The organism is Cryobacterium tepidiphilum (assembly GCF_003716325.1).
GTDB lineage: Bacteria > Actinomycetota > Actinomycetes > Actinomycetales > Microbacteriaceae > Cryobacterium > Cryobacterium tepidiphilum.
In genome coordinates this window covers 266,077-282,156 of sequence record NZ_RDSR01000001.1, presented here as the reverse complement: position 1 = coordinate 282,156, position 16,080 = coordinate 266,077, and the positions used below count along the sequence as shown (strand labels likewise).

The 16,080-nt window shown below is 67.4% G+C and carries 12 protein-coding genes; 8 read left to right on the top strand and 4 right to left on the bottom strand.

Features of this window, described 5'->3' with window-relative positions; all coding sequences use genetic code 11:
* Nucleotides 1-148: 148 nt before the first annotated feature.
* Nucleotides 149-772: a TetR/AcrR family transcriptional regulator gene (locus EEJ31_RS01385; protein WP_123044478.1), complete on the bottom strand. Its 624-nt coding sequence runs from the start codon at nt 770-772 to the stop codon at nt 149-151.
* A gap of 78 nt (nt 773-850) precedes the next feature.
* On the opposite strand from EEJ31_RS01385, the gene EEJ31_RS01380 reads away from it, so the two are divergent.
* The 3 genes from EEJ31_RS01380 (at nt 851) to EEJ31_RS01370 (ending at nt 4,746) form a co-directional block, all read left to right on the top strand.
* Entirely contained in the window at nt 851-1,894 is a 1,044-nt protein-coding gene (locus EEJ31_RS01380) for an agmatine deiminase family protein (protein WP_123044477.1), read from the top strand.
* The gene (locus tag EEJ31_RS01375) at nt 1,891-3,645 is read left to right on the top strand and encodes an amidase (protein WP_123044476.1); all 1,755 of its coding nucleotides are present in this window, start codon (nt 1,891-1,893) and stop codon (nt 3,643-3,645) included. Before EEJ31_RS01380 ends, EEJ31_RS01375 begins: the two co-directional genes overlap by 4 nt.
* A 93-nt stretch (nt 3,646-3,738) precedes the next feature.
* Nucleotides 3,739-4,746: a LacI family DNA-binding transcriptional regulator gene (locus tag EEJ31_RS01370; protein WP_123044475.1), complete on the top strand. Its 1,008-nt coding sequence runs from the start codon at nt 3,739-3,741 to the stop codon at nt 4,744-4,746.
* A 449-nt stretch (nt 4,747-5,195) separates the two neighbouring features.
* Here the strand turns inward: EEJ31_RS01370 and EEJ31_RS01365 are convergent, their stop codons facing one another.
* Together EEJ31_RS01365 and EEJ31_RS01360 are read right to left on the bottom strand one after the other, a co-directional pair.
* Nucleotides 5,196-5,951, bottom strand: coding sequence for a hypothetical protein (locus tag EEJ31_RS01365; protein ID WP_148040107.1), 756 nt, complete (start codon nt 5,949-5,951; stop codon nt 5,196-5,198).
* A 329-nt stretch (nt 5,952-6,280) separates the two neighbouring features.
* Nucleotides 6,281-7,186 carry a hypothetical protein gene (locus EEJ31_RS01360; protein ID WP_123044473.1) on the bottom strand — a complete coding sequence of 302 codons (906 nt, stop codon included), beginning with the start codon at nt 7,184-7,186 and terminating at the stop codon, nt 6,281-6,283.
* Between the two features lie 311 nt (nt 7,187-7,497).
* Between EEJ31_RS01360 and EEJ31_RS01355 the strand changes: the two genes are divergently transcribed.
* A complete protein-coding gene (locus EEJ31_RS01355) occupies nt 7,498-8,886 on the top strand; it encodes an APC family permease (RefSeq protein WP_123044472.1) in 1,389 nt (462 codons plus the stop codon).
* 74 nt (nt 8,887-8,960) lie between these two features.
* On the opposite strand, the gene EEJ31_RS01350 is transcribed toward EEJ31_RS01355, so the two are convergent.
* Nucleotides 8,961-9,572 carry a TetR/AcrR family transcriptional regulator gene (locus EEJ31_RS01350; RefSeq protein WP_123044471.1) on the bottom strand — a complete coding sequence of 204 codons (612 nt, stop codon included), beginning with the start codon at nt 9,570-9,572 and terminating at the stop codon, nt 8,961-8,963.
* 99 nt (nt 9,573-9,671) lie between these two features.
* Here EEJ31_RS01350 and EEJ31_RS01345 point away from each other — a divergent pair, with 99 nt between their 5' ends.
* The 4 genes from EEJ31_RS01345 to manD all read left to right on the top strand — a co-directional run bounded on the left by EEJ31_RS01345 (nt 9,672) and on the right by manD (nt 15,604).
* A complete protein-coding gene (locus tag EEJ31_RS01345) occupies nt 9,672-11,300 on the top strand; it encodes an amidohydrolase (RefSeq protein ID WP_123044470.1) in 1,629 nt (542 codons plus the stop codon).
* A gap of 63 nt (nt 11,301-11,363) precedes the next feature.
* Complete coding sequence (locus tag EEJ31_RS01340) at nt 11,364-12,728, top strand: APC family permease (protein WP_123044469.1); 1,365 nt, start codon at nt 11,364-11,366, stop codon at nt 12,726-12,728.
* A 177-nt stretch (nt 12,729-12,905) separates the two neighbouring features.
* On the top strand, nt 12,906-14,336 hold the full coding sequence (gene uxaC / locus EEJ31_RS01335) for a glucuronate isomerase (protein WP_123044468.1): 1,431 nt from the start codon (nt 12,906-12,908) through the stop codon (nt 14,334-14,336).
* A 35-nt stretch (nt 14,337-14,371) separates the two neighbouring features.
* Nucleotides 14,372-15,604: a D-mannonate dehydratase ManD gene (manD, locus tag EEJ31_RS01330; protein WP_123044467.1), complete on the top strand. Its 1,233-nt coding sequence runs from the start codon at nt 14,372-14,374 to the stop codon at nt 15,602-15,604.
* The last annotated feature ends 476 nt before the right edge of the window (nt 15,605-16,080 follow it).

The following is a 16,080-nucleotide window of genomic DNA, read 5'->3' as shown; positions in this document are numbered from 1 at the left end:
CCCCAAACTGCACCACTCGCCAGCCCCCCGCGGCTAACTCCGGAAAAACCCGGCCGGCCCGACCGGCGACCCGCGTCATTCCGCCGGAAGCACGGCGACGGACGGCATTCTTCCGGAGTTAGCGGCGGTGGGACGGGGTGAGATGGGGTCAGCGCTCGGCGAGGGCGCCGCGGGGCAGGCCGAGCATGCCTTCCACGGCGTGGGCGATGAGCGGCCCGCGCTCGGCGGCGGCGCCCCAGCGCACGAGTGCGTGGGCGTTCAGTCCGTCGATCATCCCGAGCAGCTGCCAGGCGACCGCCGTGGGATCGTCGGTGTGGAACTCGCCGGCCTCCACGCCGGACGCGATGATCTCCTGCACCGCCTGCTGCCAGGCATCCATCTCGGCCCGCACGCTCGCCCCGAGCGCCTCGTTCCGGCGACCCAGCGTCCAGGATTCCACCCACACCGCCGTCACGTCGGCCCGGCTGCCGTCGAGCAGCGTGCTGAGCAGGCGCGCAAGACGCCGGCTCGCCGTGGGCTGCACGACGATCTCGCGCACCTCGTCCAGCTCGCCCCGCACGATCGCCCCGAAGGTCTCGGCGACGAGCGCGTCCATGTTCGGCGCGTAGTGCGCCACCAGCGCCGGCGTGACGCCGACGGCGCCCGCGACGGCGCGCAGCGTGACGGCGGCGAGCCCCTGCTGCAGCGCGATGCGCCGCGCGGCGGCCTGGATTTCGGCAGCACGTTCCTCGGGCGCCTTGCGCTCGGCCCTCGTGCGTGTGGATGTTGACATCGTGTACCAGTGTAGGTACATTCTCCCTGTTATTGATCATTCGATCAATAGTGTTCCCCGCACCAAAGGATTGCTGCAATGGCCTGGCGCATGCCCTCAGAGACCGCACCCCACGAGCGCACCTGGATGGCGTTCCCACGCGAGGGCCTCACCCTCGGCAGCACGCCCGCCGAGGTCGAGGAGGGCTACGCCGCCTGGACCGCCGTGGCACACGCCATCGCCGCGTTCGAGCCGGTGGCCATGGTCGTCGATCCGAGCGAGATCGGCCGGGCCAAGCGGATGCTGTCGGCCGACATCGAGATCGAGATCGCGCCCCTCGACGAGTTCTGGATGCGCGACGTCGGCCCCACCTTCGTGGTCGACGATGACCGCCCCGGCGTGCTCGGCGCCGTGGACTGGACCTTCAACGGCTGGGGCGACCCGGCCTGGGCCGAGTGGCAGAAGTCGGCCGAGATCGCCCGCTTCGTCGCGAACGAGGTCGGCGCCGAACTCGTCAGCTCCCCGCTGGTCAACGAGGGCGGCGGCTTCCACGTCGACGGCGAGGGCACCGTGCTCGTCACCGAGACCGTGCAGCTCGACCCGCGCCGCAACCCCTACGCCGACAAGGCCCGCGTCGAGGCCGAGCTCGCCCGCACCATCGGCGCCACGCACACGGTCTGGCTCCCCCGCGGCCTGACCCGCGACTACGAGGAGTTCGGCACGCGCGGCCACGTCGACATCGTCGCGACCATCCCGTCGCCCGGGCACCTGCTGCTTCATGCCCAGCAGAACCCCGAGCACCCCGACCACGAGGTCACCCGCGAACTCCGCGCGCTGCTTTCGCAGACAACGGATGCCGCGGGCCGCGCCTGGGAGATCCACGACCTGCCCGCGCCCCGGGCCATCCGCGACGAGGAAGGCTTCGTCGACTGGAGCTACGTCAACCACCTGGTCGTGAACGACGGGGTGATCGCGTGCGGCTTCGGCGACGAGACAGCGGATGCCGCGGCTCGCGACATCCTCGCGGCCGCCTACCCGGGTCGCAAGGTGGTGACCGTCGACGCGCGGCCGATCTTCGCCCGCGGCGGCGGCATCCACTGCATCACCCAGCAGCAGCCCGCCCTCGAGGAGGTCGCCCGATGACCGGGTTCGACGTCGTCGAGGCGTCCATCGCCGAGCTGCGCGCCGCCCTGGACGACGGCGCGGTCACGAGCGAGGAGCTCGTGCACGCCTACCTGGACCGCATCATGGCGTACGACCGGAACGGACCGCGGCTGAACTCCGTCGTCGTGTTGGACCCGAGCGCGCTCGCCGACGCCCGTGCCTCCGACGAGCGCCGCGCGACCGGCACGACGCTCGGGCCGCTCGACGGCATCCCCTACGTCGCCAAGGACAGCTACCTGGCCCGGGGCCTCACCGCGGCATCCGGCTCGCCCGCCTTCGAGCACCTCGTAGCGCAGCGCGACGCCTTCACGATCGAGCGACTCCGGGCGGCCGGCGCCGTGCTCATCGGGCTCACCAACATGCCGCCGATGGCGAACGGCGGCATGCAGCGCGGCGTCTACGGGCGCGCCGAGAGCCCTTACAGCGCCGAGTACCTCACCGCGCCGTTCGGCTCCGGCTCCTCGAACGGCTCGGGCACGGCGACCGCCGCGAGTTTCGCCGCGTTCGGCCTGGCTGAGGAGACCTGGTCGTCGGGCCGCGGCCCCGCCTCGAACAACGGGCTCTGCGCCTACACGCCCTCGTGGGGCGTGATCTCGGTGCGGGGCAACTGGCCGCTCGTGCCCACCATGGACGTCGTGGTGCCCTACGCGCGCAGCATGGCCGACCTGCTCGAGGTGCTCGACGTGATCGTGGCCGACGACCACGACACCCGCGGCGACTTCTGGCGCGTGCAGCCGTGGATCGACGTGCCGCCGTCCTCCACCGTGCGCCCCGCGCACTACCCGGCTCTCGCCCCAGCGGATGCCGCGTCGGCCCGGGCCGCACTCACCGGCAAGCGATTCGGCGTGCCGCGCATGTACGTGAACCAGGATGACCGGGCCGGCACCCGGACACCCTGCGGCATCGGCGGCCCGACCGGGCAGCGGATCGACACTCGTGCCTCCATCATCGAGCTGTGGCAGGCGGCCCGGCGCGACCTCGAGGCCGCGGGCGCCGAGGTGGTGCTCGTCGACTTCCCGGTCGTCTCCAACTACGAGGGTGACCGCGCCGGCGCCCCCACCCTCGCCACCCGCGGGCTGGTGAGCCCCCGATACCTCCGCTCCGAGATCGTCGATCTGGCGGCCTGGGCGTGGGACGACTTCCTGCGCGCCAACGGCGACCCCCGGCTGAACCGCCTGGCCGACGTCGACGGCAGCGCCATCTTCCCGCGCCCCGACGGCTCGCTGCCCGACCGTTACGACGGCTTCGACGACGACATCAGCGCCTACCCGGAACGCATCCGGGAGCATCCGTTCGCCGCGATGACCGACATTCCGCACCTCGCCGAGGGGATGCGGGGCCTCGCCGAAACCCGCCGCGTCGACCTCGAGCTCTGGATGGACAGGCTGGCCCTCGACGCCGTCATCTTCCCCGCCGTCGCCGACGTCGGCCGGGCCGACATGGACGTCAACCCCGAATCAGCGGATGCCGGCTGGCGCAACGGCGTGTGGGTCGCCAACGGCAATCTGGTGGTCCGGCACCTCGGCATCCCGACGGCGACCGTGCCCATGGGAACCATGGCCGACACGGGAATGCCCGTGGGGCTGACCTTCGCCGGCAAGGCCTACGACGACGTCGCGCTGCTCACGCTCGCGGCAGCCTTCGAGGCCACCGGGTCACGCCGCACGGAACCCGCCCGCACGCCCGCCCTCGCCGCACTCGTGCCCGACCGCTGTCGTCGCGCGGGTTGAACGCCGTTGCGCGGGTTGAATTCAGCCCGCGCAACGGCGATCAACCCGCGCAACTCAGAACGGACGCGATGAGGCGGGTGATAGTGTCCCGATATGCCTCGGGCGAGTACGCGCACACTGCTGGATGTGGCGCGTGAGGCGGGAGTCTCGCGCACGACCGCGTCCGCTGCGCTCAGCCGCACCGGACGCATCTCGGAGGAGACGCGGGCCCACGTGCTGCGGGTCGCCGAGCAACTCGGCTACGCGCCGAACATCTGGGCGCGCAAGCTCCGCCAGGACCGTGTGCTCAGCATCGGCCTGTACATCCCGGCCTACGTCTTCAGCCGCTCGTACTACATGGACTTCGCGTTCGGGGCGGCAGAAGCCGCGCACGCGCGCGACGTCTCCCTGGTGTTGCTGGCCACGACGCTCGACCCCGCCGACCCGGCGTTCCAGCTCCTCGACGGGCTGATCGTCGTCGATCCGCTCGACGACGACCCGGTGGGCCGCCGGCTGCTCGCCGCCGGCATCCCGACGGTCACCGGCGAGTTCGGGCCGGCCGACCTCCCGGAGCCGGACGGCGTGGTGGTGACCGACCACCCCGATGCCATTCGGCGCCTGCTCGACCACCTGGCCGGGCAGGGTGCGCAGCGGCCCGCGCTCCTCGCCCCTGACACGACCTCGCACTGGAGTCGCGCCGTGCGTGCCGGCTACCTCGACTGGTGCCGGGAGCACGAGGTGGAGCCGCTGCTGACCGAGGTTCCGTTCGATTCCACGCCGGCCGACATGGAAGAGGCGACGGGACGACTGCTGGACGCCGGCGTGGGCATCGACGCCGTCATCTCGGCGCCCGACGGCGCGGCGGTCGGCGCGCTCGCTGCGGCACGCGCACGCGGCCTGAACGTGGGCACCGACCTCCTGGTGGCCAGCTACGTCGACGGCGTGGTCATGCAGACGGCCGTGCCGCCCATCACGGCCATCGACCTCCGGCCCCGTGCCGTGGGGCACGAGTGCGCGCAGATGCTGCTCGACGTGCTCGACGCGACCGAGCCGCGCGAGCACGAGGTGCGTGAACTGCCGACGGAGCTGCTGGCCAGGGAGTCGACGCGACCGGCGCGCTGACGCGGCAGCGGCATCCGTTGGCCGCTATCTCGTTCGATCCGTTAGTTAAGTCTGCCTGCGTTTCATCGGACAGATTGAGTAGGTCGGCCGCGAATCGGAACCAGCCCGGCTCTTGGCCATCGCCGAGAAAGTCAACTATCGCAGTCACTCGGGGGTTCGACCGGAACACGGGCTTCGCAGCTTCACTGGGAACGTCATCCCGCTCCATCCACGCATCCAGAGCATCCGTGTGCGTGCCTACTCGTATCGCCTTCGCTTGTTCAGCAAAGCGCCGATAATCGAACGGGGACGGGGGTGGGGACTTCGGATAGGACTCAAAAACGAGGTCGGGGTCGGGTTCCAAGTAGAGGCCGCCATTGAGGTAGAGCATGAACAAATCCAGCTCGTCTATAGCGCTGAAGCGTCTGGAAGTTTCTGGCTCCGTCCGACGGCGCAAATAGAGTAAGAACTCAGGTGCCCTTTCGAGAATTTGCGAGATCACAGCCATGTCGTGGAGAGAGACAATCCATGGGAACTTCCGCGCTCCCGCGTCTGATTGTCTCCGGGCTCTGCGGCAGCGTCGTGTCGGCTGCCCAGGACACAGCGACTTCACCAAACTCCGCCATGGCTGCATTCAGGCCATCGAGGTACTCATCGTCGATCGACTCTCGGACCGCAATGAAGTCTGAGTACGAGAACCCGAGGCCCAGTTCGATGGCTTCCTTGCCGCCGAACAGCTCGCCATTGATTGCGCCATGGATGGAGGAATACTGTCGATTCCTGATACTCAGAATTGATCCCTGGTAGTCGGCAGCCAACTGCGAAAGCTCGGATTGCGCCAATTCGCCTTGAGCAAGCAATGCAAGATTGCCAACTCCCAGGACCTGCGTGGTGAGGTTGTGAAGAATCTCGATGCTTATCTGGGCTCTGTCCTTTTGCGCGCCCGAGCCGCCCTCGCTTCTTTCTCCCCGCGCGAGCAAGATGACTGCGAGCACTTCGATCGCCGCTGCCGAAGCATCAAAGTTTTCATCCTGGACTCCGAGCCTCGGCGCGACAATCCCCCGTTGCCGCATCAACTCGATGACATCGAAAGCATCGGTGCCGTCGGTTACTTCCAGCACTTTCCGCACAGTGTCCGCGACCACCTCATCTCGCCGGGCCGCATACTCGACAAGAGATTCGTCTGGATTCATCACTTCAGTCGCCGCCATCATTCCTCTGATCAAGGAGGCGATTCAAGAATTCCCGTCAGCGATTACCTGTCTGTCGATGTTCCGGCGCGGTTTGCTCAATGTGGCTCCTGTCGAGGTGCGGCTTTAGAGACCGTCCCCTGGGATTCAGACAACTCAGGCCGCGTTGAGGCAGAACGGGGGTTATACAAAAGGACCGTCATGGCAAACGTGTGCTCACTCCAAGGGAGTCATGAGGCGCAATTCACTCTATGTGCGCGGTCCAGCGCTTCCGCGAGATCGTACGGCTACCACGCTCCTGGCCACGCCGTGGGTGGTTCCGCCCCAATCGCCGGATAGCGTGAGTGGCGGCCCACAGCAAGTTCCTAGGACGGTAGCGACTCGACGTCCAATGGCAACCACTCACCTTCGCCGTCGTCGAGCGGCGCGAGCCCGTGCATCAAGATGTCCAGGTGCCGCCGCGTCTCCGTAACGAACTGCGTGAGCATCGAGCCAACGTCGAACGTCTGGCCCTCCCAAGTTAATTGAACCTGCATCACTGGTCGCAGGATCATCCGGCCTAGCGTCTCGATGTTCGCACCGGCGTGCAGAGTCCCGAGCACCACACCGTCGCCGAACTTCACGTCGGTTCTCATCTCCAGACGTGGCGTCGCGACCACGTCTGCATCCTCGTACTTGAAGAACGCCCCGTCGAGACTCAGCCCGTTCATGTCCGCCGATACGGTCAGGAAGTCCTTGTGCTTGTCCTGAATATCAAGGTCGTGAAGCATCCGGAGCAACGAGAGCATCCCCGGCGGCAGGTAGTTGAACGGTTGCAAGACGTGGAGCCGATGTTGGAACTCGGGGTCGAGTTCGCCCACCCATGACTTCACGGCGTCATTCCACTGCTTCTGGTCGTTGCAGATCGGGAAGTAGATCGACTTGGGCTTACTGGGCTGAGCGTCGTTGAAATGCGCCATGCCCCAAGCGAGCGCGTCGAACGCGCTTCGGAAGTTGTGCAATGCGTCCCCGAGCAGGAGCGCCCACTCGTGTTTCGGGATGCCGCGGGGCACGCTCGCTACCAAGTCAATTCCCTGGCGGTCGTCTCGCAGAACGCCCTCGACCGACACGGGGGCGCTTGCCGACCACTCGACGAAACTCGCCTCGAGAGCCTTTGTGTGGGTGTTCCCACGGGCCCACTTGAGGTCGGGCCAGGTCGAAAAGTTCACGCCACCAACCAGGTGGATCTGCCCTGGTGGCTGTGCTTGGTCGTCAGGTTCAGGCTGGATCACGATTCCATCCTCTCGCGATCTGGTCGCCTACCCGTGTCAACCCGGAGCGGGGCGTTTCGAACACAGATCAACGCATTGTGTTCTCCCCGGCGGCTTCCGCCGCGACCACCATGGCTTCGTCCTCCATCGCGTCGGCTTAAATCTCCTGCCGGGCTCCAGCGGCGTCAACAGGCACAGGTGGGCTCATCACGGCGCTCGTTGCGCGCGCGTATTGACGAGCGGGCGGAACACGGGCTACGCTCATGCCGACCCGTTGCAGAATCGATTCTGCGGATCTCGGATTGCTCCTACCGGTTACAGAGAGGTACCCCATGGACACCACGCACCCCGGAACCCTGCGCCGCCGCTTGAAGCTGCGGCACGTCGTGTTCATCGGCCTCGCCTACATGTCGCCGTTCGCGGTGTTCGACACGTTCGGCATCGTCACCGAGATGACCAACGGGCACGTGCCGGCCTCGTACATCATCGTCACGATCGCGATCATCTTCACCGCCTTCAGCTACGCGAAGATGGTGCGGGTCTACCCCTCCGCCGGTTCGGCGTACACCTACACGCGCAAGACCATCCACCCCGGCCTCGGCTTCCTGGTGGGCTGGGCGGCCCTGCTCGACTACCTGTTCCTGCCGATGATCAACGCCCTGCTCGCCGACATCTACCTCTCGGCGGAGTTCCCCGCCGTGCCCGGCTGGGTGTGGATCGTCGGCCTCATCGCGATCGTCACGATCCTCAACATCGTGGGCGTGAAGATCAGCGCCCTCGCGAACATGGTCATGGTCGTATTCCAGGCCGTGATCGCCGTCGTGTTCGTCGCCCTCACGATCGGCGCGATCCTGGCGGACAACGCCCTCCAGTTCTCCCTCGCCCCGTTCTACGCGGTCGACATGGACACCGCGAGCCTCATCGGCGGCGCCTCGGTGCTCGCGCTCGCGTTCCTCGGCTTCGACGCCGTCACCACGCTGTCGGAGGAGACCATCGAACCGCGCAAGACCATGCCGCGCGCGATCATGTGGGTCGCGGCACTCGGAGCGATGTTCTTCGTCGTCGTCACCTACTGCATGCAGACTCTGGTCCCCGACCTGGCCGCACTGGAGCAGATCACCTCCGAGACCGAGAGCGCCTCCCCCTATATCGCGCTGGTCATCGGCGGCATCGTGTTCCAGACCGTCTTCCTCTCAGGCGCGTTCATCTCGGTGCTGTCGTCGGGCCTCGCCTCGCAGACCAGCGCCTCCCGCCTGCTCTACGCGATGGGCCGCGACGGGATCCTGTTCACGCGCTTCTTCGGCTACATCAGCCCGAAGTTCGGCACGCCGGTCCTGAACATCATCGCCGTCGGCGTCGTCGCCCTGAGCGCACTGATGCTCGACCTGGGCGCCGCCACGTCACTGATCAACTTCGGTGCATTCACCGCCTTCGCATTCGTGAACCTGTCGGTGATCGCGTTCCGCATCCGTCGCCGCGGCGTACAGCTCGAGGGTTCAGCGCTCGGTTGGATCGTCGCGCCCGCCCTCGGGTTCCTCATCAACGCCTACCTCTGGGCGAACCTCGACCCGCTGGCGATGACGGTGGGGCTCACCTGGACCGTGATCGGAGTCGTCTACCTACTCTGGCTCACCCGCGGGTTCCGCCGCCCGGTGCCGGAGATGGCCTTCGATGAGGCCGACGAGGTGCCCGCGCGGGAGCGCGCCGCCGAACCGGTCTGAGCCGACTGGGCCTGAGTCCAACAGGCCTGGGCGCGGCCTGTTGGAACGAACGGGGTTGGTCCGACCGTGCCGGTTCAGTCGCCGGGCGGCGGCACCGGGCACCCTGCCTGCTGGGCATAGAGGCGGATCGCCCGCCTCGCATCCGCCACGCTCACCAGGCTGTTGCCGCCCACGATGTGCAATCCGTACGCGTCCTCGAGGGCCACGAAGTTCATCGCGATATCGGGTACGTCGCCGCGCAATTCGAAGTCACCCTGATCGCTTCCGAACTCCAGCACGCTTCGGTACACCGCGAGCTGGCGCTCGTACATCGCCTTGACCAGCCGGTCATGGACGGGCGACTTGCCGGCGAGCACATCGAACTCGTACAGCGAACGCATGAGGGTGTCGTCGGGACCCTCGGGGAGCCCAGCGTCGATCGCCGCCGCCAACATCCGGCCCGGCGTCTCCTGTGCCGCCACCAACGCGTCCCGGGCGTCGCCGAGGCGAGCGTTTCCCGCGGCATGAGCATCGACCAGCAGTTCATCGAGATCTTCGTAGTAATACAGCAACGCGCTCCGGGTCAGACCCGCCTGGTTCGCGACATCCGACATCGACAGCTGCCTGAGGCCATGGCCCGCGGCCGCATCGAGCGCGGCCTGGATGAGGTCCTGCCGGCGCTTCTCCCTGGTGCTCGGACGACCCATTCCTTGACAGTAGCGCACGGCCCGTGCCACACTCCAAGAAGTTTTTTCACACCGATGTAAAAGAACTCGCAGCTCGACACAAGGAGACCGTGGACCGCCATGCTCGATACCCTGCTCACCGGAGGCGTGATCCGCACCTTCGATCGCGACCGGCCGTGGGCCGAGGCCGTCGGAATCACCAACGGCACGATCAGCTTCATCGGAAATGCAGCGGATGCCCCTCCCGCCCGCGCGACCACAGCGCTGGCTGGACGGTTGCTCACGCCCGGGATCATCGATTCGCACAATCATCTGCTGCTCGGTTTCGATGAGGAGGCGGTGAGCCTCGAAGGCGCCACCGACCTCGCCGACGTGCGCCGCCGCATCCGGGAGCACGCGGCACAACACCCGGAATTGAGCTGGATCTGTGCCGAGAACGCGGTGTATTCGGTCGTGGAGGGCCGTCGGCCCAATGCCGACGACCTACGCGGGCTGACCGATCGGCCCATTTTCGTCACGACCTACGACCAGCACTCGGTCTGGCTGAACCATGCCGCCCTATCCGCACTGGGAATCACGGGAGGCGGAGCAATCGCCTGGGGCAACCCGGAACTGGACGGTGCGACCGGCGAACCGACCGGCTGGGTGACGGATTTCTATACGAGCGCCATGACCCGCGACGGCTTGAGGGCGTTGCAGCGCGACATCCCGATGTATTCGCCCGATCGCCGATATCGCAAGCTGCTCGGCAGCCTGCGCATGGCCGCAGAGCTCGGGATCACGACCGTGGTGGAGCCGCAGGTCCCCCTCGCCGAGCTCGACCTCATGTTCCGCGCGGAGGCCGAGGGCGAGATGCTCTCCCGAGTGATCGCGGCCCTGTATCACCCGATCGGAGCGAACGGCGACGTCCGGCGCGCTCTTCGCGACGCCGTCGACCGAGCACCGGCGAGCAAACGGCTGCGCCTTGGCCCCGTGAAGCTCTATGCCGACGACGTCATCGAACCGCACACAGCGGCGATGCTCGAGGATTACGCGAACCGCCCCGGCAACCGCGGGGCGCCGACCCTCCCTCCGGCGGAATTCCTGGACCTCTTCGTGGAACTCGACAGGCTGGGTTTCCAGATTCACACGCACGCGACCGGGGACTGGGGTGTGCGCATGGTCCTGGACGCCGTCGCCGCCGCCCAGTCCCGCAACCAGACCGTCGATCGTCGGCACGGCGTCGTGCACGTGGAGTGCCTGTCCCCGGAGGATCTCCCCCGGTTCCGCGAGCTCGGCGTGGTGGCCGCCATGCAGCCCCGGCACGCCTCACCCGACCTGGTGGCGGGAACCTGGATGGACAACATCGGCGAGGAGCGCTGGGACCGGGCCTGGCGCTTCCGATCTCTCATCGACTCCGGCGCACACGTGGCGTTCTCCAGCGACTGGCAGGTCGGGGAGATGGATCCGCTCGTCGGTCTCTTCAGCGCCATGACCCGCGCCGGCCTCAGCGGCAAGGACGCGTGGACGCCGGCCGAACGCGTCGGCCTCGACGCCGCGTTGCACTCTTACACCAGCGCCGGGGCCTGGGCGTGGCATGCCGAGCAGACCCTGGGGACGCTGCGGCCCGGAGCGGAAGCGGACCTGGTGGTGTGGTCCGAGAACCTGTACGACCTCGAGCCCCAGGAACTGCTTGAGCAGCGTTCGGACCTCACCATCGTGGCCGGCGAGGCGATTCACGATGCCCGCGAGGAGTGGACCGCGGGATAGCAGGACCGGCCACGACGCGTCATCCGTTTGACAACTGAGATCGAAAGCAAAGGAGCTTTTCCCATGGCACTGACCAAGACACCGACCCCCATTGCGTCGCAACCGGGCACGCTCAAGCGAAGCCTGAAGCTCCGCCATATCGTCTTCATCGGGCTCGCGTACATGGCGCCGCTGGCCGTGTTCGACACCTTCGGCATCGTCGCCGACACCACCGGCGGCCACGTGCCGCTCGCCTACCTCCTCATTCTCGTGGCCGTGCTGTTCACGGCGTTCAGCTACGCGAAGATGGTTCGCGTCTACCCGCAGGCCGGTTCGGCCTACACGTACACCCGCAAGACCATCAGTTCGCACCTGGGCTTCCTGGTCGGCTGGGCGGCCACCCTCGACTACCTGTTCCTGCCGATGATCAATGCGCTTTTGTCGAGCATTTACATGGGTGCGGCGTTCCCGAGCGTTCCCGCCTGGGTGTGGATCGTGTCGACGATCGTGATCTGCACGGTTCTCAACCTGGTCGGCATCAGGCTGGCGGTGAAGGTGAACTACGCCCTCGTCATCATCCAGGTGATCGTCGCGGTCGCGTTCGTCGCGTTCACGATCAAGAACATCGTCGACGGGGCACGCGGGGCGGAATTCTCCGTGACCCCGTTCGTCTCCCCCGGGCTGGACGTGCCGGCCGTGGCCGCCGGGGCCTCGATCCTCGCGCTGTCATTCCTGGGGTTCGACGCGGTGACCACGCTGTCTGAAGAGGCGATCAATCCCAAGCGCGATGTCCCCCGGGCGATCTTCATCATCGTCGCTGCCGCCGGGGTCTTCTTCGTGGGGATCACCTACTTCATGCAGGTGCTGTTCCCGGATGTCAGCGAGATCGCCGATATCGCCGGCGCATCGCCCGAGATGGCGAAATACATCGGCGGAGCGTTCTTCCAGGCCGTGTTCCTGGCCGGCTACCTCATCGCCGTGCTGGGCTGCGGGCTGACGCAGCAGATGAGCGCCGCCCGGTTGCTGTTTGCCATGGGAAGAGACGGCGTGCTTCCCCGCAAGGTGTTCGGCTACGTTCACCCGAAATCGGGAATTCCCGTGATCAACATCCTGCTCATCGCCGTGCTGGCCTCCTCCGCCGTCTTCCTCGACTTGTACCAGGCCGCCTCGCTGATCAACTTCGGCGCCTTCGTGGCCTTCGCCTTCGTGAACCTCTCGGTCATCGCGCACTACTTGCGCTTCCTGAAGGGCAAATCGGGCGCCAGCGTCATCGGCCACGTGGTCGTGCCCGCCATCGGCGTGGTCATCAACGTGGCGCTCTGGTTCAGCCTGGAACCGAGCGCCATGATCGTCGGCTTCATCTGGGTGGCCATCGGACTGGCGTACGTGCTCTGCGTGACGCGCATGTTCCGCAAGCAGGCCCCGCAGTTCGTCGAGCTTCGGGACTGAGTGGCGCGGGAGGGGGATGCAAAGGTTTGCACTCCCTCCGCGCTCGCCTTCCCCTGCCTCCGGGGAAGGGATGCGACAGAAGGGCTCGCATTCCGCCAAGTGACGCGGATATAGTTGGAAAGCACGCGCGAGCCGCAGTGCAACAAACGATTCTTTTGTTTCATCCAGGAGGCAGCAATGGCGCAACCGTGGGCACTTCATCCTGACCGGGCCCTGCCGGCAGAACCCGGCCAGCGCGCCATCGCCCGGGAGGTCTACGCCGCCACCGCCGATCTCCCCGTCATCTCGATGCACGGCCACATCGACGTCGGCGCCATCCGGCGCAACGACCCGTTCGGCGACCCGGCCGAACTGTTCATCATCCCCGACCACTACCTCGTGCGCATGCTCGTGTCGCAGGGGTACCGCAACAGCGACCTCGGCGTGCGCCCGCTCGAACCAAACGCGCCGTTCGAGGCCGACCACCGCCTGATCTGGCGGCGGTTCGCCGAGAACTGGAAGCTGTTCCGCGGCACGCCAACGCGCTACTGGATCGAGCACGAGCTGGTGGAGATCTTCGGGGTGACCGAGGAGCCCTCCGCCGAGACCGCCGACGCGATCTACGACCAGCTGACGGCGACGCTCGCGAAACCGCAATTCCGCATCCGTGAGCTGTTCGACCGGTTCAACATCGAGGTGCTGTCGACGACCGACGCACCGGATGCCGACCTCGCCGACCACCGGGCGCTCGCGGCCGAGGGGTGGGGCGACCGGGTGATCCCCACCTTCCGCCCCGACGCGCTCTTCTACCCGCACCGCAGCGGATGGCGGGGCGCCATCGCCGCGCTCTCGGCCCGCAGCAGCGTCGACGTGACCGACTACCGGAGCTTCCTCGAGGCGGTCCAGGAGCGGCGCTTCGCCTTCGTGGCCGCCGGCGGCCTCGCCACCGACCACGGGCACCGCACGGCGAACACGACGCCGCTCGACGCCGCCGACGCGGAGCGCATCTTCCAGCAGGCGCTCACCCGCCCGGTCGACGCGGCCACCGGCGAGGCGTTCGCGGGGAACATGCTGTTCGAGAGCGCCCGCATGTCGACGGAGGACGGCCTGGTCATGCAGCTGCACCCCGGCGTCGGGCGCGACCACGCCGACGCGGTGTTCCAGGCGTACGGGCCCGACAACGGCTTCGACATCCCCGAGGCCGTCGAGTTCACCCGCTCGCTCGCCCCGCTCCTGAACGCGTTCGGGCTCGACCCGCGGTTCCGGCTGATCCTGTTCACCATCGACGAGACGGTGTACTCGCGGGAGCTCGCGCCCATCGCCGGGGTCTACCCGTCGGTGAAGCTCGGGGCACCCTGGTGGTTCCTCGACTCCGCCGACGGCATGGCCCGGTTCCGCGAGCTCACCACTGAGACGGCGGGCTTCTACAACACCAGCGGATTCGTCGACGACACCCGCGCGTTCGCCTCCATCCCGGCCCGGCACGACCTGGCCCGCCGCGTGGACGCCGGCTACCTCGCCAAGCTCGTCGCCGAGCACCGGCTCACCATCGACGAGGCCACCGAGACCGCCGTCGACCTGGCCTACAACCTGCCGAAGGCGTCGTACGCCCGCCGCCCGCAGCAGTAGCGGTGCCGCACCCCCTCGAGAAGAAGGAACCCCCAATGAGCACGATCGAACGCGTTGACGTCCTGGTGACGAGCCCCGGCCGCAATTTCGTCACCCTGAAGGTCACGACTTCCGACGGCGTGACCGGCCTCGGCGACGCCACCCTCAACGGCCGCGAGCTCGCGGTCGCGGCGTACCTCAAGGAGCACATCGTGCCGCTCCTGATCGGCCGCGACCCGCAGAACATCGAGGACACCTGGCAGTACCTGTACCGGGGCGCCTACTGGCGGCGCGGGCCGGTCACCATGGCGGCCATTGCCGCAGTGGATGTCGCGCTGTGGGACATCAAGGGCAAGGTCACCGGGCAGCCGGTGTACCAGCTGCTGGGCGGCGCGAGTCGAACCGGCGCGCTCGCGTACGGGCACGCATCCGGTTCTGACCTGCCGTCGCTGTTCACGTCGATCCAGAATCACCTCGACCAGGGCTTCAAGGCCATTCGCGTGCAGACCTCGGTGCCCGGCCTCGGCCAGGTGTACGGCGTCGCCACCAACCAGAAGCCCGGCGAGCGCTACGACTACGAACCCGCCAAGCGCACCGCCGTGCCGACCGAAGAGGCCTGGGACAGCGCCGCGTACATCGAGCACATCCCCACGGTGTTCAAGGCGGTGCGCGAGGAGTTCGGCTACGGCCTGCCGCTGCTGCACGACGGCCACCACCGCCTGACGCCCAACGAGGCGGCCACGCTCGGCAAGGCGCTGGAGCCGTACCGGCTGTTCTGGCTGGAGGACTGCACGCCCGGCGAGAACCAGGAGAGCCTGCGCCGGGTGCGCTCGCAGACGACGACGCCTCTCGCGATCGGCGAGATCTTCAACACCGTCTACGACTACCAGACGCTCATCACCGAGCAGCTGATCGACTACGTGCGGAGCGCCGTCACCCACACCGGCGGCATCAGCGCGCTGAAGAAGATCATGGACTTCGCGGCGATCTACCAGATCAAGTCCGGCTTCCACGGGCCGACGGACATCTCGCCGGTGGGCCAGGCCGCCGCGCTGCACCTGGACATGGCGATCCACAACTTCGGCATCCAGGAGTACATGAAGCACTCCCCCGAGACGCTCGAGGTGTTCAAGACGAGCTACACGTTCGAGAACGGCCTGCTGCACCCGGGCGACAACCCGGGCCTCGGGGTCGAGTACGACGAGGAGCTCGCGAACAGCTACGAGTACACGCCCGCGTACCTGCCGGTCAACCGCCTGCAGCGCGACGGCAGCATGCACGACTGGTGAGCGGCATCCGCTGATCTGACGGCCCCGGCACTCACGAGCGCCGGGGTCGCTTGGTCTCTCCCGCCTCCCGCACGTAACTCCGGAGATTTCTCGCCCGCTGCGTCCAGAGCGCCGTGAGTTCGGGCCGGCCGAGAATGGTCCGCGCGGATCTCCGGAGTTACGTGCGGCGGGCACCCGGCACGCACAGGCGTCGCAAACAGCGGATGCCGCCCTCGCGTGCATAACTCCTTCGATGTGTGCCGGTAGGCCATCCAAGCCGCAGAATTCCGCAGTGGGAGTCAGCGACGGTGCACGAATTGAAGGAGTTATGCACGGGGCGGGCGGGAGCAGGAGGATGACCCGAGCGCCGCCAGCCGCTGACCCGAGCCGGAACTCTACGAGTGCCCGGATCGCTTGCGTACGGGCCGCCTGTCGCGAGAACAGGAGGAATCGACCCATCTGCGCCCAAAGCAGGACAAAACGCGCCTCTGGCACGG

Bases quoted from the DNA above. Each gene is read 5' to 3' on its own strand.
- EEJ31_RS01385 (WP_123044478.1), bottom strand. From the start codon at position 772: ATGTCAACATCCACACGCACGAGGGCCGAGCGCAAGGCGCCCGAGGAA.
- EEJ31_RS01380 (WP_123044477.1), top strand. From the start codon at position 851: ATGGCCTGGCGCATGCCCTCAGAGACCGCACCCCACGAGCGCACCTGG.
- EEJ31_RS01375 (WP_123044476.1), top strand. From the start codon at position 1,891: ATGACCGGGTTCGACGTCGTCGAGGCGTCCATCGCCGAGCTGCGCGCC.
- EEJ31_RS01370 (WP_123044475.1), top strand. From the start codon at position 3,739: ATGCCTCGGGCGAGTACGCGCACACTGCTGGATGTGGCGCGTGAGGCG.
- EEJ31_RS01355 (WP_123044472.1), top strand. From the start codon at position 7,498: ATGGACACCACGCACCCCGGAACCCTGCGCCGCCGCTTGAAGCTGCGG.
- EEJ31_RS01350 (WP_123044471.1), bottom strand. From the start codon at position 9,572: ATGGGTCGTCCGAGCACCAGGGAGAAGCGCCGGCAGGACCTCATCCAG.
- EEJ31_RS01345 (WP_123044470.1), top strand. From the start codon at position 9,672: ATGCTCGATACCCTGCTCACCGGAGGCGTGATCCGCACCTTCGATCGC.
- EEJ31_RS01340 (WP_123044469.1), top strand. From the start codon at position 11,364: ATGGCACTGACCAAGACACCGACCCCCATTGCGTCGCAACCGGGCACG.
- uxaC (WP_123044468.1), top strand. From the start codon at position 12,906: ATGGCGCAACCGTGGGCACTTCATCCTGACCGGGCCCTGCCGGCAGAA.
- manD (WP_123044467.1), top strand. From the start codon at position 14,372: ATGAGCACGATCGAACGCGTTGACGTCCTGGTGACGAGCCCCGGCCGC.